This window comes from Sphingomonas sp. BL2, assembly GCF_056680015.1.
Genome location: NZ_CM155261.1, coordinates 80,828 through 100,901, shown reverse-complemented (window position 1 = coordinate 100,901; position 20,074 = coordinate 80,828). Strand labels below are relative to the sequence as shown.

Below are 20,074 nucleotides of genomic sequence, written 5' to 3'. Positions count from 1 at the left end.
GTTGGGGGACACGGATGATGGACGCTGCGATCCGTTACTCTAGCTTTCCCAACTGGGCCCCGGCCTCCGCCGGGGTGGTGCGGAAGTAGCGTTCTTCCGCACAAAAAACCGATCGGTACAAAATTCGTTCATCTCACGGCAACCTTTCCCGACCCTGCGCATTAACCGGATAACACCCCCAAGAGTCACCCGGTCATGAAACACCTAGTCCCCATCCTCTGCGCCCTCATCCCCTTCGCAGCAATGATCGGCGCCTGCGTAACCTGCCCCTGACGCCTGTCGCGCAGACACAAAAAAAAAGGCCCGCCCGGATCACTCCGGGCGGGCCTTTCTGTATCGGCTAGAAGGGAAGCGAAGGGATCAACCCTGCGCTTCGTCCTCCTGATCGCGCGGTGCTTCGGCGGTCGCGCCGGGCTCTGCGTTCGGATCGTAATCCTCGACGAAGCCAGCCTCGTCGCGCTCGAACATCGACGACATCACGTCGACGCCCGAAGCCTGCATCTCGGCCTCTTCAGGCGAACGGGCGACGTTGACCTTGACGGCCACCGACACCTCGGGGTGCAGCGATACCTTGACGGTGTAGACACCGATCGCCTTGATCGGCTTGTCGAGCACGATCGCCGACTTGCCGACCTTGTGACCGTCGGCCACCAGCGCATCGACAAGATCGCGAACCGCGACCGAACCGTAGAGCTGGCCGGTGTTCGACGCCTGACGGATCAGGGTCACGGTCGCGTCGTTGAAGGTCTTCGCTTCGGTCTCGGCATCGCTGCGACGCGATGCGTTGTCCGATTCGATCTTCGCACGGTTCGACTCGAACACCTTGCGGTTGGCTTCGTTCGAACGAAGCGCCTTCTTGTTGGGAAGCAGGAAGTTACGCGCGTAACCGTCCTTGACCTTCACCACGTCGCCGATAGCACCAAGCTTTTCGACGCGCTCAAGCAGAATGACGTCCATGTGGGCGCTCCTTACTTAACGATGTAGGGCAGCAAGCCCAGATGACGCGCACGCTTGATGGCCTGGGCCAGTTCGCGCTGCTTCTTTGCGGCCACCGAAGTGATACGCGACGGGACGATCTTGCCACGCTCGGACACGAAGCCCTGCAGCAACCGGACGTCCTTATAGTCGATCCGGGGAGCGTCTTTGGCGGAGAACGGGCAGCTCTTGCGGCGGCGGAAGAATGGACGTGCCATGATTATTCAGCTCCCTCTTCGCGGTCACGACGGGGACCACGGTCCGGACGATCGCCACGATCGGGACGGCCCTCACGGCCACCTTCACGGTCGCCACGACGCTCGCGGTCACGATCCTGCTTGCGCATCATCACGGTCGGGCCCTCTTCGAGGGTATCGACCTTGACCGTCATGTAACGGATGATGTCTTCGTTGATCTGGGTCTGGCGCTCCAGCTCTGCGATCACGCTGCCCGGGGCATCGATCTCGAGCATGACATAGTGCGCCTTGCGGTTCTTGGCGATTTTGTACGCCAGCGAACGCAGGCCCCAGTTCTCGGTCTTTACGACCCGACCTTCGTTGTCGTTCACGATCTTGGTGGCGATTTCCGCCAGTGCGTCCACCTGCGCTTGTGCCAGATCCTGGCGCGCAAGGAACACGTGCTCGTAAAGAGCCATGTCTTGTCCTTCGTCTTGGCCGATCGCTGATACACGCCCCATGCGTGCACCCCTCCGGCTGTCGTCTTAGAAAACGGCGTCTAGAATGCAAACAGGGGCGAGAGACGCGAATCTCTCACCCCGGTTGCAGAGGGCCTTACCCGTTTATCGGGGAAAGGCAAGGTGTTCAGGTTTACTGGTCCGTTTACCGGAACGCGCCGCCACGAACCTGGACCACGTTGCCGCGACCGTCGATCAGGATCGCGTCACGACCCGAGCGAACCCACTGATGCGCGCGGGGCGGGGGTGCGAGGCGATAGTTGCGATACGTCGTGATCACCCGGTAGTTCTGCGCCTGGCGACGATCGAAGCGCTGGCCGGTGCGCCAGTTGCGATACTGCGGCGTACGGACGACGGTGCGCTTGGTGACGACGGTGCGGCCGTTGTCGTTGTGGCGCACGGTGGTGATTTCGCGACGCTGCTGCGCTTCGGCAGGCGCTGCGGCGAGCAGCGGGCTGGCGACGAGGGTGGCGGCGAGCGCGCTGAGGATGAACGTCTTCATGATAATCTCCCGTTGAAACACGGCGCCGTTGCTGCGGCGTCCTCCATAATCTGGGAGCCGATTGTCGCAGGCGCTTGTCGCAAGGTCGGCGAAATGGTCGCATATTGTCGCAAGGCCGCGTGGTTCGTTCAGGTTGCAACTCGACGCGCACCTTTATAGGCCCCGCGCTCAAACGAAGACCCAACACAGAGGAGAGGCCATGCGCGCGTTCATCTTCCCCGGCCAGGGGAGCCAGTCTGTCGGCATGGGCAAGGCGCTCGCCGACGCCAGTGCCACCGCCCGCGAGGTCTTCGCCGAAGTCGACGAGGCGCTCGGCCAGCACCTGTTCCGCCTGATGAGCGAAGGGCCGGCGGACGACCTGCTCCTTACCGAGAACGCGCAACCAGCGATCATGGCGAATGCGATCGCGACATTGCGTGTGGCTGAGAAGGAAGGCGGCCTCCGCCTTGCCGACAAGGCCGATTACGTCGCGGGTCACAGCCTTGGCGAATATACCGCCCTGTGTGCCGCCGGTGCGCTCGACCTGTCGACCACCGCGCGGCTCCTGAAACTTCGCGGCCGCGCGATGCAGGCGGCGGTCCCGGTAGGCGAGGGCGCGATGGCCGCGTTACTCGGTACCGACCTCGAAAAGGCGCAGTTGATCGCCGGCGCCGCGGTCGACGCGATCCTGGCGGAGGGCGGCCCCGAGCTGATCTGCACCGTCGCCAACGACAACGACCCGTCGCAGGTCGTCATCTCCGGCCACCGCCGCGCCATCGAAAAGGCGATCACGCTGGCCAAGGACCTAGGCGCCAAGCGCGGGATATTGTTGCCCGTCTCCGCCCCCTTCCACTGCCCCCTGATGCAGCCCGCCGCCGAAGCCATGGAAGCAGCCCTCCTGGACGCCGACCTCCGCGCGCCCTTGGTCCCGGTCTTTGCCAATGTCGACGCGGTCGCCGTCGCCGATCCCGGCGTGATCCGTCACCTGCTGGTGCAACAGGTTACCGGCATGGTCCGCTGGCGCGAATCGGTCCTCGCGATGCACGCGGCGGGCGTCGGCCACTTCGTTGAGTTCGGCGGCAAGGTCCTCAGCCCAATGGTCAAGCGCATCACCCCCGACGTTGAGACGACCAGCGTCATCACGATGGACGACATCGAAGCGCTTGTTCGGAGTTTGTAGAGTAAGAGTGGTTCGCGCAGAGGCGCGGAGGCGCAGAGGAGATTGCGATGGTGGATATCGATCGGATCACTGGCAACGTCATTGATGTCGCGATCCGCATCCACCGAGACCTGGGACCGGGACTGCTCGAAAGCGTTTATGAAACCGTCTTGGCGGGCAAGCTCACCGCGATGGGATATCGCGTGGAACGACAGCGTCCGGTAGACATCGAGTTTGAAGGAATGTGTTTTGCTGCCGCCTTCCGTATCGATCTGTTGGTGGACGAGCGACTGATCCTCGAGATCAAATCCATCGATCAGCTGAGCCCGGTGCATGCCAAGCAACTGCTAACCTATCTCAGATTGACCAAGCAGCCGGTCGGGCTGCTCATCAACTTCGGTGGCGAGACGCTCAAGGAGGGCGTCCGCCGGCTCGTCAACAATCACTATCCTCTCAGCGCCTCAGCGCCTCAGCGCGAACAAATTTCTTGAATCTGGAGACTAAAATGTTCGACCTCACAGGCATGACCGCCCTCGTCACCGGGGCATCCGGCGGGATTGGGTCCGAGATCGCCAAGGCCCTGGCCGCCCAAGGCGCGCGCCTGACCGTGTCCGGTTCCAATGCCGACAAGCTCGAAGCCTTCCGCGCGAGCCTTGGTAGTGACCATGTCGCACTCCCCTGCAACCTCTCCGACGCCGCTGCCGTCGACGCGCTCGTCCCACAGGCAGTGGAAAAGCTCGGCAAGCTAGATATCCTCGTCAACAACGCCGGCGTCACCCGCGACAATCTCGCGATGCGGATGAAGGACGACGAGTGGGACAGCGTCATCCGCGTCAATCTCGAAGCCGCGTTCCGCCTCATGCGCGCCGCCGCCAAGCCGATGATGAAGGCAAGGTTCGGCCGGATGATCTCGGTCACCTCGATCGTCGGCGTCACCGGCAATCCCGGCCAGGCCAACTACGCCGCATCGAAGGCGGGCCTGATCGGCATGTCGAAATCGATGGCGCAGGAACTCGCCAGCCGGGGCATCACCGTCAACTGCGTCGCGCCCGGTTTCATCACCTCGCCGATGACCGACGCGCTGCCCGAGGCTCAGAAGACCGCGCTCACCGCAAAGATTCCCGCCGGCCGCCTAGGCGAAGGCGCAGACATCGGCGCGGCGATCGTGTACCTCGCTAGCCGTGAAGCCGGGTACGTCACGGGACAAACCGTGCACGTGAACGGCGGGATGGCGATGATCTGAACTTGCGCGCTGAACTGCCGCGTTCTAGGTGCGTTCAGGAAATACCGAAAACCCCCAGATTTGAAGAGGGAACTACCATGAGCGAGACAGCTGACCGCGTGAAGAAGATCGTCGTCGAGCATCTCGGCGTCGAAGCCGACAAGGTGACCGAGGACGCGAGCTTCATCGACGACCTGGGCGCAGACAGCCTCGACATCGTCGAACTCGTCATGGCGTTCGAGGAAGAGTTCGGTGTCGAGATTCCCGATGATGCCGCCGAGAAGATTGCGACCGTCAAGGACGCGATCACCTACATCGACGAGCACAAGGCCTGATCAGGGTCTAGGGTTCAAACCTTTGGACCTGCCCTGAAGGGTGTGATTTGAGCGGCTCCCCGTCCTTGGGCAAAGAGGGCGGGGAGCCGTTTCGTTTTGAGAGCAGACGGAGTTTGAAGCCATGCGGCGTGTCGTCGTAACCGGGCTAGGCCTGGTCACCCCCCTGGGGGCGGATGTTGAAACGGCCTGGGCGAATATCCTCGCCGGCAAGTCGGGTGCGGGCCCGATCACGCGCTTCGACGCGTCGGATCAGGTGTGCCGCATCGCCTGCGAGGTGAAGCCGGCCGACCACGAATATGGCTTCGATCCCGCCAAGCGTGTCGACCACAAGGTCCAGCGCCAGGTCGATCCGTTCATCATCTATGGCATCGACGCCGCAGGGCAGGCTCTGGAAGACGCAGGTCTGACCGAGATGACGCTCGAAGAGAGCTGGCGTGCCGGCGTGTCGATCGGCTCGGGCATCGGCGGCCTGCCGGGTATCGAGAGCGAATCGATCGTCCTCCACACCAAAGGCCCGCGTCGCGTCTCGCCGCATTTCGTCCATGGCCGTCTGATCAACCTGATCTCGGGCCAGGTCTCGATCAAATACGGTCTGCGCGGTCCGAATCATGCGGTCGTTACCGCCTGCTCGACCGGCGCGCACGCGATCGGCGACGCCGCGCGGATGATCGCGATGGACGACGCCGACGTGATGCTCGCGGGCGGCGCGGAGGGCACCGTCTGCCCGCTCGGCATCGCCGGGTTCGCACAGGCCCGCGCGCTGTCGACCAATTTCAACGATTCGCCCGAGAAGGCCTCCCGTCCCTATGACAAGGACCGCGACGGCTTCGTTATGGGCGAGGGCGCCGGCGTGCTGGTGCTCGAGGAATACGAGCACGCCAAGGCACGTGGCGCGAAGATGTATGCCGAGGTGATCGGCTACGGTCTGTCGGGCGACGCGTATCACGTGACCGCACCGCATCCCGAGGGCGACGGTGCGTTCCGCTCGATGCAGATGGCGATTCGGAAGTCGGGCCTCAAGCTGGAGGACATCGACTACATCAACGCGCACGGCACTTCGACGCCGCTGGGCGACGAGCTCGAGCTCGGTGCTGTGCGTCGCCTGTTCGGCGATGCGATCTCGGGTCTGTCGATGTCGTCGACCAAGTCCGCGATCGGGCATCTGCTTGGCGGTGCCGGCGCGGTCGAGAGCATCTTCTGCATCCTCGCGCTGCGCGACCAGATCGTCCCGCCGACGCTGAACCTCGACAATCCGAGCGACAGCTGCGTGGGGGTCGACCTTGTCCCGCATGTCGCCAAGAAGCGCGAAGTCCGCGCGGTGCTGAACAACTCGTTCGGCTTCGGTGGCACGAATGCTTCGCTGGTAATGACCAAGGTCCGCTAAATAAGTTTGTTCCCCCGCGAAGGCGGGGGCCCAGACTGGGCTCCCGCCTTCGCGGGAGAACAAGAGGTAGTGATGCGCAAGGTCGGCTGTTTCGGACTCGTCTTAGGCCTGGCGGCCGTCGTCGCGCTGTTCCTGGTCGTCCAAGGCTGGGGCGGGGCAGGCCCGGCACCGCGCACGCTGACCGTACAGATCGGCGAAGGCAGCACGCTGGCCGGCGCTGCCACCGAACTCGAAAAGGCCGGTGCGATCCCCTCGGCCCGCCGCTTCCGCTTGTATGCGCGGGTCTTCGGCTCGGGCGATCCGATCAAGGCGGGCGAATACCGCATTGCGCCGCACGCCAGCCAGTCCGACATCCTCAAGCTGATGCAGGGCGGCAAGGTCCTCCAGCGCCTCGTCGTCGTCCCCGAAGGCTATCCCTCGGTCTTGGTCCACGACGCGCTGGCGAAGGCGGACGGCCTGACCGGCACCGTGCCCGTTCCGGCGGAAGGCTCGATTCTCCCCGACAGCTACGCCTTCCAGGCCGGTGACACCCGCGCATCGGTCGTCACGAGGATGCAGGCGGCGCTGAAGACCTACCTCGCCACCGCCTGGGCCGCGCGCAAGCCCGGCATCGCGGTGACGACTCCTGAACAGGCGATCATCCTAGCCTCGATCGTCGAGAAGGAAACCGGCAAGCCCTCCGAACGCCGCACCGTCGCCGCGGTTTACGGCAATCGACTGCGCAACGGCATGCCGCTCCAAGCCGACCCCACCGTGATCTACCCGATCACCAAGGGCCGCCCGCTGGGCCGCCGCATCTTGCGGTCGGAACTGCATGCGAAGAACGGCTACAACACCTATGCCGAAGCGGGGCTGCCGGTCGGCCCGATCGCCAACCCCGGCCGCGCCTCGATCGACGCGGTGCTCGACCCGGCGCAGACCCAGGCGCTCTATTTCGTAGCAGACGGCACCGGCGGCCACGTGTTCGCGAACACGCTGGCCGAACACAATGCCAACGTGAAGAAATGGTACGCCATCCGCAAAGCCCGCGGCGAGATGTAATCCTCCCCGGAACGGGGAGGGGGACCATCCGCAGGATGGTGGAGGGGGCTCACCGCGAGCGTACCAGCAGTGGCAACTACGGCAGGCGGTACGCTCGTGGCGCTCCCCCTCCACCCCGCCGCTACGCGTCGCGGTCCCCCTCCCCGTGCCGGGGAGGAGTTATCCCCGCAGAGCGTTAGCCGCGCGCGCCTTGATCTCGATTTCGGCCATCGTCCCGCCGGTCACCCAGCTACCACCGACGCAGAGCACGGGCTTGAACGCCAGCCACTCAGGAGCGCTCGCCTCGGTAATCCCGCCGGTCGGGCAGAAGCTGCACTGATAGAACGGCGCGGCCAGAGCCTTGAGCGCCTTCAACCCGCCATTCGCCTCCGCCGGGAAGAACTTGAAGTGCGTCAGCCCCAGGTCGAGCCCGGTCATGATGTCCGCCGCATTGGCGATCCCCGGCAGGAACGGAATGCCGCTCTCGATGATCGGCGTGGCGAGTCGTTCGGTCAGCCCCGGCGAGACGATGAACTCCGCCCCCGCATCGCGGACCTGCGCGAACTGCTGCGTGTTGACGACGGTACCTGCGCCGACGATTGCGCCGGGCACCTTCTTCATCTCAGCGATGGCCTCCAGCGCGGCGCCGGTGCGCAGCGTCACCTCGAGCACGCGCAGGCCGCCGGCAACCAGCGCCTCGGCGAGCGGGCGGGCGAGCGCGGCGTCCTCGATTACCAGCACCGGAATGACGGCGCTGGTCTGCATGATGTCTGCGATAGTGGGCGAGGGGGTTGCGGTCATTGGGTGTGTTCCTGTGCGAAGGCGGCCGCGGCGCCGAACAGGCCGGGCTGGGGATGGGTGATGAGCTTGACGGGCATTGCCGCCATCATACCCTGGAAACGACCCTTGGCGACGAAGCGCTGGTCGAAGCCCGAGCGGATCAGGCGATCCTTGATTCGGAAGCCGAGCCCGCCTGCGATCACGACGGCCTTCGCGCCTTGCGCCAACGCGAGATCGCCCGCAACCGCGCCGAGTGCGAGGCAGAATCGGTCGAGCGCCGCGAGCGCGATCGAATCGGTCCCGTCGATCGCCTCGGTCCAGATCGTCTTGTCATCATGGCTGGGGACCGCGCGGCCCTCCAGCGCGGCAAGCGTCTCGTAAATCGCGACGATGCCGGGTCCAGCAACGACGCGCTCGGCGGATACTCGCGTGAACGTCTTTCGCAGCCGCTTCAGCAGCGCATCCTCGATCCCGTCGAGCGGGGCGAAGTCCATATGACCGCCTTCGGTCTCAAGGACCTGATAGCCGTCCTTGCGTCGCAGCAGCTGCGCGACGCCGAGCCCGGTGCCGGGGCCGCAAATCGTCGTGATGCCCTCGGACGGCAGCGGCGTATCGGGGCCGCAGAGATGGATGAAGTCGCTGCTCGGCACCTGTGCGACGGCATGGCCGACCGCGCCAAAATCGTTGACGACCACCCACTGGTCGGCCTTCAGGCGCTCGGTGATCAGCGACTTGCGGATGATCCATGGGTTGTTGGTGAGGCGGATGACGTCGTTCGCGACCGGCGACGCGACCGCGATCGCGAGCGCACGGGGGAGGGGGCGACCGAGGCCAGCCTCGAACGCCTGGTACGCGGTCTGGAGCGACGCGTGGTCCGCGGTCTTCAGCGTCGCCGGCTCGCCGAGCGAAACGACGCGGCCGTTCTCGACCTCGGCGATCGCGAAGCGCGCATGCGTCCCGCCGATATCTGCCGCTACGATTTCCATTCGTCTCTCCCGATCCTCGATATCTTTGCATCCGTTCGTCCTGAGCGAAGTCGAAGGACCGCTCGCTTGGAGCAATGTCCTTCGACTTCGCTCAGGACGAACGGTAGGTAGGGATCTAAAGCCCAGCCCCAGCCAGCATCGCCGACGCACCCTTCTCCGCCTCGTCGGCAAGCCCACGGAACATGCCGAACAGCTCGCGGCCCATCCCGCTAACCGGTGGCGGAACCGCGACCATCTCGCGCGTCGCCCACACGTCCGCGTCGACCAGCGCGTCCAGCGTACCGTTGACCGCATCCACCCGGATCATGTCGCCATCGCGAATCAACCCGATCGCACCATCGAGCAGCGCCTCCGGCGAGCAATGGATCGCGCACGGGACCTTGCCGCTCGCACCCGACATCCGCCCATCGGTGACCAGCGCCACCTTGAACCCGCGATTCTGCAACACCCCCAACGGCGGGGTTAGCTTGTGCAACTCCGGCATGCCGTTCGCGCGCGGCCCTTGGAAGCGGACGACGACGACGACGTCCTTCTCCAACTCGCCGCGCTTGAACGCCTCGATCACGTCGAGCTGGTCGTCGAACACCATCGCGGGCGCCTCGACGATCCAGCGCTCGCGCTCGACCGCGGACACCTTGATGCACGCGCGGCCGATATTGCCCGCGAGGATTCGCATCCCGCCATCCGGCGAGAACGGCGCGGTGGCAGGGCGCAGGATCGTCTCGTCGCCGCTGTCCGGCGTATCGCGCCAGCCGAGCGTATCGCCCTCGACAACCGCGGTCTTCGTATAGGCCGAAAGATCTTCGCCAACGATCGTCATGATATCGCCGTGCAGCAGGCCTTCGCCGAGCAGCTCGCGGATCACGTAGGGCATGCCCCCGGCAGCCTCGAACGCGTTCACGTCCGCTGAGCCATTGGGATACACGCGCGCGATCAGCGGCACCGCGCAGGAAAGGCGGTCGAAATCCTCCCAGTCGATGATGATCCCCGCCGCGCGAGCGATTGCGGGGACGTGGAGCAGATGGTTGGTCGAGCCCCCCGTCGCGAGCAGGCCGACCGCGGCGTTCACGATCGCCTTCTCGTCGACGCAGTGCCCGAGCGGCCGATACGAATCGCCCCGCGCGCCGATCTTCGCCAACCGGTGCACCGCCGCCCGCGTCAGTTCCTGCCGCAGCTTCGTGCCCGGATTGACGAACGCCGCGCCCGGCATGTGGAGGCCCATCACCTCCATCATCATCTGGTTGGTGTTGGCGGTGCCGTAGAAGGTGCACGTCCCCTTCGAATGATACGCGCCGATCTCGGCTTCGAGCAGCTCGTCGCGCCCGACCAGCCCCTCGGCGAATTTCTCGCGAACCGCGGCCTTCGCCTTGTTGGGCAACCCGGTCGGCATCGGCCCGCCGGGGATCAGCACCATCGGCAGATGCCCGAAGCGGAGCGCGCCCATCAGCAGGCCCGGCACGATCTTGTCGCAGATGCCGAGCAGCGCCGCGCCTTCGAACGTGCCGTGGCTCAGTGCAATCGCCGTGCTCAGCGCGATCGTGTCGCGGCTGAACAGCGACAGCTCCATGCCCGGATACCCTTGCGTCACGCCGTCGCACATCGCCGGCACGCCGCCCGCGACCTGCGCGGTTGCACCGGCCTCGCGTGCCCAGATCTTCATCAGTTCCGGATAGCGGTAGTAGACGGCGTGAGCCGACAGCATGTCGTTATACGCGGTGACGATGCCGATGTTCATGCCGGCATCGGCCTTCATCGCGTCGCGGTCTTCCTCGGTCCCGGCATAGGCGTGCGCGAGGTTCGCGCAGCCGAGGCCGGGACGCCGGACCTGCGCCGCCGCCTCGCGCTTGATCAGCGCGAGATAGGCGGCGCGGCTGCCACGCGAGCGCTCGATGATCCGGTCGGTGACCGCGGAGACGACGGCGTTGAGCATCGTCACGGCGCCCAGTGCACGTCGACCGGCAGCTCGACCTCGGCCAGTACGCGGCCGATCGGATAGGACGACGACGGCCCCTGTTCGATCGCCTGCTCGAGCACCTTCTTCTTCGCGTCGCCGGTGATCATGATCATCAGCGCCTTCGACGACGCGATCGCCGCCGCCGACAACGTCACGCGCGCCAGCGGTGCCTCGGGCGGGAGCGGATCTGGCATCACGCCGAGCGCACGACGTTCCTTGGGACCGCTCAGCGCTTCGTCATAATCGGGGCCGGGGAAGATCGACGCAGTGTGCCCGTCGCCACCCATACCGAGCAGGCAGAAGTCGAGCGGCCAGTGCAGGTCCTGCATCAGCGCATCCGCCGAACGACCGGCCGCCTTGTAGTCCGACATCGCCTCGGGAACGATCGGCTTCACGCGCGCGCCCTTGGGGAGGAAGATCTTCGCCAGCGAAGTAACGTTCGACAGCGGATCGCCGAGCTTTACGATACGCTCGTCGCCCGGGATGATCGTGACCTTCTTCCAGTCGAGCTTTGCCTGGGCAAGCTTCTCGTACGCGGCGAACGGCGTCTTGCCGCCCGCCAGCGCGATCACCGCCGAGCCACGCGCGTCGAGCGCGCTCTCGATGACGAACTGGATATCGCCTGCGACTGCGTTGGCGAGCTCGCCCGCGTCGTCATATTCCCACCATTCGATTTCGGTCATAAACTTCAACTCACTCAGAAAATTGCTGTCAAAAATGCCGTTCGTGCCGAGTAGGGATCGATCGAAGCCGAGAGCCCGTATCGAGGTACAGTGCCACACTCCGGCCGATCCCTCGATACGCCTTCTCGACTTCGCTCGAAGGCTACTCGGGACGAACGGGAGAAACCAAACTCAGTCGTCCTGCCAGGTCACGCCATCGCGCTCGGTCAGCGCGATCGCGGCGGATGGACCCCAGCTGCCCGACGCATAGCTCTTGGGCTTCATCGCGTTGGCCTTCCAGCCCTCGCGGATCGCGTCGATCCAGGTCCATTGCGCCTCGACCTCGTCACGGCGCACGAACAGCGTCTGGTCGCCCTCGATCAGGTCGAGCAGAAGCCGCTCATACGCGATCCGCCGACGCGACCCGGCGAACTCGGCATCCATGCTGAGGTTCAGCGGCACTTCGCGCAGGCGGACGCCCTCGCGGTCGAGACCCGGTTCCTTCGCCATCACCAGCAGCTGAATATATTCCTCCGGCTGAAGGCGGATGATCAGCATGTTGGGCTGGAGCAGCCCGCCGCGTCCCGCGAACATCGAGTGCGGTACCGCCTTGAACTGGATCGCGATCTCGCTACGGCGCGTCGCCATGCGCTTGCCGGTGCGCAGGTAGAACGGCACGCCCTGCCAGCGCCAATTGTCGACATGCGCCTTGATTGCGACGAACGTCTCGGTGGTCGAAGGCTGGCCGAGTTCGTCCGAGTAGCTCTTGACGAACTTCCCCTTCACCGCGCCTTCGCCATACTGGCCGGTGACGGTGACGTTCGGGACTTCTTCAGGCTTGATCATGCGCAGCGAGCGGAACACCTTCGACTTCTCGTCGCGGACGTCGGTGCCCTCGAAGCGCGCGGGGGGCTCCATCGCGATCAGCGCGAGCAGCTGGAGCATGTGGTTGGCGACCATGTCGCGCAACGCACCCGCGGTCTCGTAATAGCCCGCGCGCTCTTCGAGCCCGACCGTCTCGGAGATCGTGATCTGGACGTTGTCGATCCCCTGCGCGTTCCACACCGGCTCGAAGAACGAATTGCCGAAGCGCAGCGCAAGGATGTTCTGGACGGTTTCCTTGCCGAGATAATGATCGATCCGATAGGTCCGGTCCTCCGGAAAAGCCTTCGCCACCGAGTCGTTGATCTCGCGGCTCGTCTCCAGGTCGTAGCCGAGCGGCTTCTCCAGCCCGACGCGCACTGTCTCGCCAGCAAGCCCAACCTTGTGCAGCCCCTCGATCGCGGCTTCGAACAGCGACGGCGCGGTCGACAGGTAGATCGCCAGCCCGCCGGAGATATCGCCGATCTTGTCCGCCAGCGGCTGGAAACTCGCCGGATCGGACAGGTCGGTCGGCTGGTAGAAGATCCGGTCGAGGAACGTCCCGATCGCGCCTTCGTCCTTGCGATCCTCGGGCAGGAACTCGTCGAGCGCCTTCTTGGCGAACTTGCGGTAATCCTTGTCGTCATGCTCGTGACGCGCGGCGCCGGTGATCGTCAGTTCCTCGGGCAGCAGCCCGTCGGCGTGCAGGCCATAGAGCGACGGCAGCAGCATGCGCTGCGCGAGATCGCCGGTCGCGCCGAACAGGAGCAGCTTGGCTACGGGATTACGGTGCATGGAAGCTCCTGGATGTGGCGATGGACCGGGCGGAAAACGCCGGTCCTAGAAAACGAGGCCGGCTACGGGATCGACCCCGGCCATGATGTTCAGGTTCTGGACCGCGGCACCGCCGGCGCCCTTGCCCAGATTGTCGAGCGTCGCGACCAGCCGCGCATGACCGACCGCATCGTTGCCGCAGACGCGCAGCGTCAGCCGGTCGGTCCCTGCATTCTCCTCGATATCGACCGAGCCGATATCGCCGGGAGCAACCGAGACGAGCTTCGAGCCATTGAACGCAGCGCGCAATACGTCTTCGATCGCCGCAAGCGTGGGCCGGCCGGGCAGGGCGTGGAGATGCAACGGCACTTCGACGACCATGCCGCGGTAGGTGTTCGCCACGGCAGGCGCGAAGATCGGCGCGTGCGTTAGGCCCGCATGTTGCGTCATCTCTGCGATATGCTTGTGCGCGAGACCTAGCGCGTAGGCGCGGAAGGCTGTCGCCGGTTCGCCATTCTCGAACGCCGCGATCATCGCCTTGCCGCCACCCGAATAACCCGAGGTCGCGTTGACGCTCAGCGGGAGGTCGGCGTGTATGAGACCGGCCGCGACCAGAGGCGCGACGAGCGCGAGGAAACCGGTGGGATAGCAGCCGGGGTTCGACACGCGCATCGCGGTCGCGACCTTATCCGCCTGGCCCGGCAGCTCGGGGAAGCCGTAGGTCCAGCCGGCAGCGACCCGGTGCGCGCTCGATGCGTCGATGACGCGGGTGCGCGCATTGTCGATCAGCGTGACGGCTTCGCGCGACGCCCCGTCCGGCAGGCACAGGATGACGAAATCGGCATCGTTCAGCGCCTCGCGCCGTGCCGCCGGATCCTTGCGCCGATCCTCAGGCAGCAGCGCCAGCGTGATGTCGGTCCGCCCGGCGAGCCGTTCGCGGATCTCGAGGCCCGTGGTGCCGACGGCGCCGTCGATGAAGACCGTGGTCATGCCGCGTCGTTCGCCGAAAGGTCGAGCGCTTCTGCAGCGACATAGCCGACCAGCCCGCTCGGGCGGGCGACGCCCCATGCGGAAACGCCAGCAATCTCCAGCACTTCGAAACTGTCGCCAGGGTTGAGGTCGACCATCGTATCGCTCGCTTCGTCTCGTCCGCTGCGCAACAAAGCTGTGCGCGCGACGGGCCGTATCATCGGCACGGCATAGTGTGGAGCGAATACGTATTCGGCGAGACGAATGTCGGCGATATCGCGGCGAACGGCATGGGTGCGCGGGTCGAGGTCGACCGAGCGGCCCGTCAGCGAAAAGCTCGTACGGGCCTGGTCGTCGAATGGCTCAAGCGTGAGCGGCTGCGCGGCCGCCAGATCCGTTGCCAGTGCCGGCAGGGGCGGGGCCGTCGCCGATGAATTGCCCAAACTCTTCAAGAAAATCTGCCCCTTCGGTCGTGCGCGCGACGAAGATGTTGCGCTTGTCGCTATCGTCGCGTTGCCGGCGCAGATAGCCGAGGGCACCCAATCTGTTCAAGGCGCGCGTAACGACCGGCTTCGATACGTTGAGCGCACGGGCCAGGCCGCGCACCGTATGTGGACCCGGTTTGAGATAAACGAGCAGAAGAAGCGCCATCTGACGATTGGTCAGATCGGGTTCACCCGAGCGGACATAATCCACCAGAGCGGTCATCCAGGTCGATAAGGTATTGGCTGCCATTGATGCCACAGCGTTGATCCGCCATCTGAATTTATGTGCACGATACCCAGTCATGAGCGTCATTACGGGGTCTCAACGCCGCCCGGACGTCATGTTTCCGTAGTTTTGCGATTGCCTTGCGATATGCGGAGGCAGCGCCACGGTCGATCGCCCGGTTGATCGAAACCGCGACGTCGCCTATGTGCGCGCCTTCGCAAAAGTTCCGGGGTTTTCCGCGCAATGTTCGCCTTTCTGCTCGTCATCCACGCGATCATCGCGGCCGCCCTCGTCACGGTGATCCTCATGCAGCGCTCGGAAGGCGGCGGTCTGGGCATGGGCGGCAGTCCGTCGGGCCTGATGTCGGCACGCGGCGCGGCCGATTTCCTGACCCGCGCGACCGGCGTTCTCGCGACGATGTTCGTGCTGTTCTCGATCCTGCTCGCGGTCCTCGCGGCGAATCACCGCACCACCACGATCGACACGTCGCTGGCGCGTACCCCGGCGGCGGCAACGGCCGTTCCGACCGCGCAGCCCAAGGGTGATGCGGCTCCGTTCGCCGGTGGCGCCGAGAATGCTGGCGTCCCCGCCGGCACGACCAAGCCGGCCGACAACGGCGCGGTCCCGCTAGCCAACTAAACACTCCATTCGCCGATAAAAGACCCTCGCGTGATCCGCGGGGCTCTTGTCGTTCGTCCCCAACACACGCTACGAGACTCTTCCCATGGCTCGGTACATTTTCATCACCGGGGGCGTGGTTTCGTCGCTCGGTAAAGGTCTCATGGCGGCATCGCTTGCCGCTCTCCTCCAGGCACGCGGGTATACCGTCAGGATTCGGAAGTTCGATCCGTATCTGAACGTCGATCCCGGCACGATGTCGCCGTATCAGCACGGCGAGGTCTACGTCACCGACGACGGCGCGGAGACCGATCTCGACCTCGGCCATTACGAGCGCTTCACCGGCGTTCCGTCGCGCCAGTCGGACAACGTCACCTCGGGGCGCATCTATCAGCAGATCATCACGCGCGAGCGTCGCGGCGATTATCTCGGCGCCACCGTGCAGGTCATCCCGCACGTCACCGACGCGATCAAGGCGTTCGCACGTGCCGAGACCGACGACATCGATTTCGTCCTGTGCGAGATCGGCGGCACCGTCGGCGATATCGAATCGCTCCCGTTCATCGAGGCGATCCGCCAGCTCAAGAATGAGGAAGGTCGCGGCAACGCGATCAGCATTCACGTGACTCTGGTCCCGTACATCGCCGCCGCCGGCGAACTGAAGACCAAGCCGACTCAGCATTCGGTCCGCGAACTCGCCGCGCTCGGCGTGCAGCCCGACGTGCTGGTCTGTCGCTGCGAACATCCCCTGCCGCCGTCGGAGCGCGCCAAGATCGCGCTGTTCTGCAACGTCCCCGCCAGCGCCGTCATTCCCGCGCTCGACGCGAAGAGCATCTACGCGGTGCCGCTTCAGTATCACGGCGAAGGACTCGACATCGAAGTTCTCCGCGCGTTCGGGATCGAACCCGCCGAGGCACCCGACCTGTCGCGCTGGACCGAGATCATGGACCGCCTGACCAATCCTCAGGGCGAAGTCACGATCGGCGTGGTCGGCAAATATGTCGGGCTCCAGGACGCGTACAAGTCGCTGAACGAGGCGCTGGTCCATGGCGGCATCGCGAATCGCGTGAAGGTCAACGTCCGCTGGATCGACGCCGAGCTGTTCGAGAACGCCGAAAGCGACATCGCGGGTCAGCTCGAGCCGTGCGACGCGATCCTCGTCCCCGGCGCGTTCGGCGAGCGTGGTGCGGAAGGCAAGATCGCCTCGGTCAAGTTCGCGCGTGAGCGGAAGATCCCGTATTTCGGAATCTGCTTCGGTATGCAAATGGCCTGCGTCGAGGGTGCCCGCGATCTCGCCGGCATCCCGAATGCTTCGTCGACCGAGTTCGGCCCGACCGACGAGCCGGTGGTCGGCATGATCACCGAATGGATGGGGCGCGAAGGTCTCGAAACGCGTGCAGCGGAAGGCGACATGGGCGGCACGATGCGGCTCGGCGCCTATGACGCGAAGCTCACGGGCAACAGCGTGGTGGCCTCTATCTATGGCGGTACCGAGATTTCGGAGCGCCATCGTCACCGTTACGAGGTCAACACCGGGTACAAGGAAGCGCTCGAACAGGGCGGCCTTGTCTTCTCGGGCATGTCCCCCGACGGCACGCTGCCCGAGATCGTCGAACGTCCCGACCACCCCTGGTTCGTTGGCGTCCAGTTCCATCCTGAGCTGAAGTCCAAGCCGTTCGACCCGCATCCGCTGTTCGCGAGCTTTATCGAAGCCGCCGTTAAGCAGAGCCGCCTGGTCTGAACAACGCTTCCTCCCCCGCGGAGGAGGGAGACAAGTCGTGCTTTCCGCCACCCAAGACATGCTCGCATTGAATATCCCCTGAATTACTAGACTTTGCGCGGCAAGGTTCAGGGGAAAACATTCATGTCGCTTACGCTTGCGCTGTTGCTTGCCGGTCAGGCCGCTACCGTATCAACGCCGGCCGTTCCGCCGCAGACGGCCGCTGGCGAGCAGGCTGACGCACAGGCCAACGGTCGCCTAGGCAACCAGCAGCAGGGTGGTGGCGGCGATGTCGTCGTCACCGCGCGTCGTCGCGCGGAGACGATTCAGACCGTCCCCATCGCGATGTCGGTCATCGGCGGCACCGCGCTCGCCGAGACTGGCGCGTACAACGTGAGCCGCCTGACGCAGCTTCAGCCGACGCTGCAATTCTACTCGACCAACCCGCGCAATTCCGCTGCCAACATCCGCGGCCTAGGCGCACCGTTTGGCCTGACCAACGACGGGATCGAGCAGGGCGTCGGCATTTATGTCGACCAGGTCTATTACAGCCGAATCGCCTCGGCGACGTTCGACTTTACCGATACCGAGCGGATCGAGGTCCTCCGCGGACCCCAGGGCACGCTGTACGGCAAGAACACCACCGCCGGCGCGATCAACATCACGACCCGCAAACCCAGCTTCACGCCGGAGGCGCGGATCGAACTCACGACGGGCAACTATCAGTTTATTCAGGCCAAGGCGTCGGTGTCAGGCCCGCTGATCCCCGACAAGCTCGCGATCCGGCTGTCTGCCTCGGTGACCGAGCGCGACGGCACGATCCACAACGTCGTGACCGGCAAGAACCTCAACGCGCAGGACAACAAGAGCGTCCGCGGACAGCTATACTGGAAGCCGACCGAGACGCTCGATTTCGCCCTGTCGGGGGATTACGGCCAGCAGAACCCCGATTGCTGCGTGCAATATTACGTCCGCACCGGCGCAACGCAGCGGCCGCTGATCCGGCAATATGCCGCGCTCGCCGCCGCACAGGGCTATGTAGTACCGTCGACCAATGCGTTCGACCGGGTGACCGATGTCGACACGCCGTTGCGTGCGAAGCAGGAACTGGGCGGCGTATCGCTGCTCGGCAATCTGGATTTGGGCGCGGCCACGATCACCTCGGTCAGCGCGTGGCGGTTCTGGCACTGGGATCCGTCGAACGATCGCGACTTCATTGGCTTACCGATCACCACCGTGTCCGCCAATCCGTCGCAGCAGACGCAGTACAGCCAGGAGCTGCGAATCGCCTCGAACGGCAAGCACACGCTCGATTACGTGCTTGGCGCGTTCTACTTCTACCAGACGATCGATACGCAAGGGCTTCAGGTCCAGGGGCCCGCGGCAAGCGCATTCCTGCTCAACCCGACCAGCACGGGCGGGAAGAATCCGGCGACGCTGAACGGCCTGACCGCGCGCAACACGATCGGCTTCAAGAACACCAGCGCGGCGCTGTTCGGCAAGCTGACCTGGAACGTGAGCGACCGGTTCCAGATCACGCCGGGCCTGCGCCTCAACTACGACAAGAAGAAGGGTGACTATGTCTCGGTCGTGACGACCGGCGCAGGCGAACTCGTCACCGGTGAGGCAAGATTCAACGACCAGCGCGGTGTGCTCGCGCCGCAGAGCTACCGGCCCGATTTCGACAACTGGAACCTGTCGGGCGACATCACGGCGGCCTACACCGTGACCTCCGACATCCACGCTTATGCGACCTACGCGCGGAGCTACAAATCCGGCGGGATCAACCTGTCCGGCCTGCCGCTCGACGGTAGCAACAATCCGATCCTGTCGGCCGCCACGGTGAAACCCGAGAAGGTCAATCACTACGAACTCGGCCTCAAGACGCAGTTTCTCGATCGTCGATTGACGCTCAACCTCGCCGGCTTCTGGACCGAGATCAGCGATTACCAGGCGACCGTCACCAACGGGCAGCTCGGCGTGTTGCGCGGCTATCTCGCCAATGCCGGCAAGGTGCGGACTCGTGGTCTGGAGTTCGATTCGGCCTTCCGCCCCACCGACCGGTTCAGCGTCTACGCCAATGGGGCCTATACGGACGCGAAATACGTGAAGTTCGTCGACGCGCCTTGCCCGCCTGAGCTATCCGGAGGGTCTGCCCCGACGGCGACGAGCCTGCCAGGTCCGGCAGGGACGGGGACGGTCAGCCCGGCCAACTGCGACATCTCCGGTCAGCGCCTGCCCGGCGTGTCGAAATGGGCTTTCTCCTACGGCGCCGAATACGATTTGCCGGCCACGATCGGCGGCGTCGATGGTCAGATGTATCTCGGCTATGACGGCAGCTACCGTTCGACGTTCTCGTCGAACCCGTCTCGCTCGCTCTATACCGACATCAAGGGCTATGCGCTCAGCAACTTCCGCTTGGGATTCAAGGCGAAGGACAGCTGGAACGTGTTCGGCTGGCTGCGTAACGCGTTCGACCACAACTACTACGAAGTGCTCGCGCTCCAGTCCGGCAGCACCGGCTTGGTCGTCGGACAGCCCGGCGATCCGCGTACCTACGGCCTGACCGTGTCGCGATCGTTCTGATCGCGACACGTGTTTCGTCACGACGCGTTCAGGTTGGGTGCGATAGGGGTTAATTACGGCCCGGAGGGACGTCGCAGTCGGAAGCTCCCGATGTCCCTCCGGATCCGGATCCGAGACATCTTGCCGTATGGCCGCATGCTCTTGCGCGTAGCCTCCACTGCGCGCAGTCTGTTGCCGATAAAC

21 protein-coding genes are annotated in these 20,074 nt (G+C 64.8%); 9 read left to right on the top strand and 12 right to left on the bottom strand.

Translation table 11 applies throughout. The features are described from left to right. Positions 1–360: 360 nt before the first annotated feature. The 4 genes from rplI to AC1ME3_RS00460 form a co-directional block, all read right to left on the bottom strand. Positions 361–957 carry a 50S ribosomal protein L9 gene (gene rplI, locus AC1ME3_RS00475; RefSeq protein ID WP_107952437.1) on the bottom strand — a complete coding sequence of 199 codons (597 nt, stop codon included), beginning with the start codon at positions 955–957 and terminating at the stop codon, positions 361–363. Between the two features lie 11 nt (positions 958–968). Next, a complete protein-coding gene (gene rpsR / locus AC1ME3_RS00470; RefSeq protein WP_031393978.1) occupies positions 969–1,193 on the bottom strand; it encodes a 30S ribosomal protein S18 in 225 nt (74 codons plus the stop codon). 2 nt (positions 1,194–1,195) lie between these two features. After that, the gene (gene rpsF, locus AC1ME3_RS00465) at positions 1,196–1,630 is read right to left on the bottom strand and encodes a 30S ribosomal protein S6 (protein WP_056050884.1); all 435 of its coding nucleotides are present in this window, start codon (positions 1,628–1,630) and stop codon (positions 1,196–1,198) included. A 184-nt stretch (positions 1,631–1,814) separates the two neighbouring features. After that, positions 1,815–2,171 (bottom strand): RcnB family protein, encoded by a 357-nt coding sequence (locus tag AC1ME3_RS00460; protein ID WP_480954388.1) that lies wholly within the window; start codon positions 2,169–2,171, stop codon positions 1,815–1,817. A gap of 199 nt (positions 2,172–2,370) precedes the next feature. Here AC1ME3_RS00460 and fabD point away from each other — a divergent pair, with 199 nt between their 5' ends. The 6 genes from fabD to mltG all read left to right on the top strand — a co-directional run bounded on the left by fabD (position 2,371) and on the right by mltG (position 7,291). Then, the gene (fabD, locus tag AC1ME3_RS00455) at positions 2,371–3,330 is read left to right on the top strand and encodes an ACP S-malonyltransferase (RefSeq protein ID WP_480954387.1); all 960 of its coding nucleotides are present in this window, start codon (positions 2,371–2,373) and stop codon (positions 3,328–3,330) included. Positions 3,331–3,377: 47 nt separating this feature from the next. Next, the gene (locus tag AC1ME3_RS00450) at positions 3,378–3,800 is read left to right on the top strand and encodes a GxxExxY protein (protein WP_480954386.1); all 423 of its coding nucleotides are present in this window, start codon (positions 3,378–3,380) and stop codon (positions 3,798–3,800) included. 14 nt (positions 3,801–3,814) lie between these two features. Beyond that, positions 3,815–4,552, top strand: a complete 738-nt coding sequence (gene fabG / locus AC1ME3_RS00445; protein ID WP_480954385.1) for a 3-oxoacyl-[acyl-carrier-protein] reductase — start codon at positions 3,815–3,817, stop codon at positions 4,550–4,552. 77 nt (positions 4,553–4,629) lie between these two features. Then, entirely contained in the window at positions 4,630–4,866 is a 237-nt protein-coding gene (locus tag AC1ME3_RS00440) for an acyl carrier protein (RefSeq protein ID WP_031393971.1), read from the top strand. Between the two features lie 121 nt (positions 4,867–4,987). Further along, entirely contained in the window at positions 4,988–6,250 is a 1,263-nt protein-coding gene (gene fabF / locus AC1ME3_RS00435) for a beta-ketoacyl-ACP synthase II (RefSeq protein ID WP_480954384.1), read from the top strand. Positions 6,251–6,322: 72 nt separating this feature from the next. After that, entirely contained in the window at positions 6,323–7,291 is a 969-nt protein-coding gene (gene mltG / locus AC1ME3_RS00430) for an endolytic transglycosylase MltG (protein WP_480955871.1), read from the top strand. Positions 7,292–7,450: 159 nt separating this feature from the next. Here mltG and eda read toward each other — a convergent pair whose 3' ends face one another. From eda to AC1ME3_RS00390, 8 genes are all read right to left on the bottom strand, one after another. Further along, a complete protein-coding gene (eda, locus tag AC1ME3_RS00425; protein WP_480954383.1) occupies positions 7,451–8,071 on the bottom strand; it encodes a bifunctional 4-hydroxy-2-oxoglutarate aldolase/2-dehydro-3-deoxy-phosphogluconate aldolase in 621 nt (206 codons plus the stop codon). Next, positions 8,068–9,036, bottom strand: coding sequence for a glucokinase (gene glk, locus AC1ME3_RS00420; protein ID WP_056486103.1), 969 nt, complete (start codon positions 9,034–9,036; stop codon positions 8,068–8,070). The genes eda and glk overlap by 4 nt, the downstream gene beginning before the upstream one ends. 115 nt (positions 9,037–9,151) lie before the next feature. Continuing rightward, complete coding sequence (edd, locus tag AC1ME3_RS00415; RefSeq protein WP_480955870.1) at positions 9,152–10,966, bottom strand: phosphogluconate dehydratase; 1,815 nt, start codon at positions 10,964–10,966, stop codon at positions 9,152–9,154. Between the two features lie 2 nt (positions 10,967–10,968). Next, the gene (pgl, locus tag AC1ME3_RS00410) at positions 10,969–11,673 is read right to left on the bottom strand and encodes a 6-phosphogluconolactonase (RefSeq protein ID WP_480954382.1); all 705 of its coding nucleotides are present in this window, start codon (positions 11,671–11,673) and stop codon (positions 10,969–10,971) included. Between the two features lie 171 nt (positions 11,674–11,844). Then, positions 11,845–13,308: a glucose-6-phosphate dehydrogenase gene (gene zwf, locus AC1ME3_RS00405; RefSeq protein WP_480954381.1), complete on the bottom strand. Its 1,464-nt coding sequence runs from the start codon at positions 13,306–13,308 to the stop codon at positions 11,845–11,847. 45 nt (positions 13,309–13,353) lie between these two features. After that, positions 13,354–14,277, bottom strand: a complete 924-nt coding sequence (gene argC, locus AC1ME3_RS00400) for an N-acetyl-gamma-glutamyl-phosphate reductase (protein WP_480954380.1) — start codon at positions 14,275–14,277, stop codon at positions 13,354–13,356. Then, positions 14,274–14,708 (bottom strand): hypothetical protein, encoded by a 435-nt coding sequence (locus AC1ME3_RS00395; protein WP_480954379.1) that lies wholly within the window; start codon positions 14,706–14,708, stop codon positions 14,274–14,276. Before AC1ME3_RS00395 ends, argC begins: the two co-directional genes overlap by 4 nt. Then, positions 14,620–14,964 (bottom strand): MarR family transcriptional regulator, encoded by a 345-nt coding sequence (locus tag AC1ME3_RS00390; protein WP_056063384.1) that lies wholly within the window; start codon positions 14,962–14,964, stop codon positions 14,620–14,622. Before AC1ME3_RS00390 ends, AC1ME3_RS00395 begins: the two co-directional genes overlap by 89 nt. 246 nt (positions 14,965–15,210) lie before the next feature. Between AC1ME3_RS00390 and secG the strand changes: the two genes are divergently transcribed. From secG to AC1ME3_RS00375, 3 genes are all read left to right on the top strand, one after another. Further along, positions 15,211–15,606, top strand: coding sequence for a preprotein translocase subunit SecG (secG, locus tag AC1ME3_RS00385; RefSeq protein WP_056050855.1), 396 nt, complete (start codon positions 15,211–15,213; stop codon positions 15,604–15,606). Positions 15,607–15,691: 85 nt separating this feature from the next. Beyond that, a complete protein-coding gene (locus AC1ME3_RS00380) occupies positions 15,692–17,326 on the top strand; it encodes a CTP synthase (RefSeq protein ID WP_333921847.1) in 1,635 nt (544 codons plus the stop codon). Between the two features lie 123 nt (positions 17,327–17,449). Continuing rightward, positions 17,450–19,891 (top strand): TonB-dependent receptor, encoded by a 2,442-nt coding sequence (locus AC1ME3_RS00375; protein WP_480954378.1) that lies wholly within the window; start codon positions 17,450–17,452, stop codon positions 19,889–19,891. The last annotated feature ends 183 nt before the right edge of the window (positions 19,892–20,074 follow it).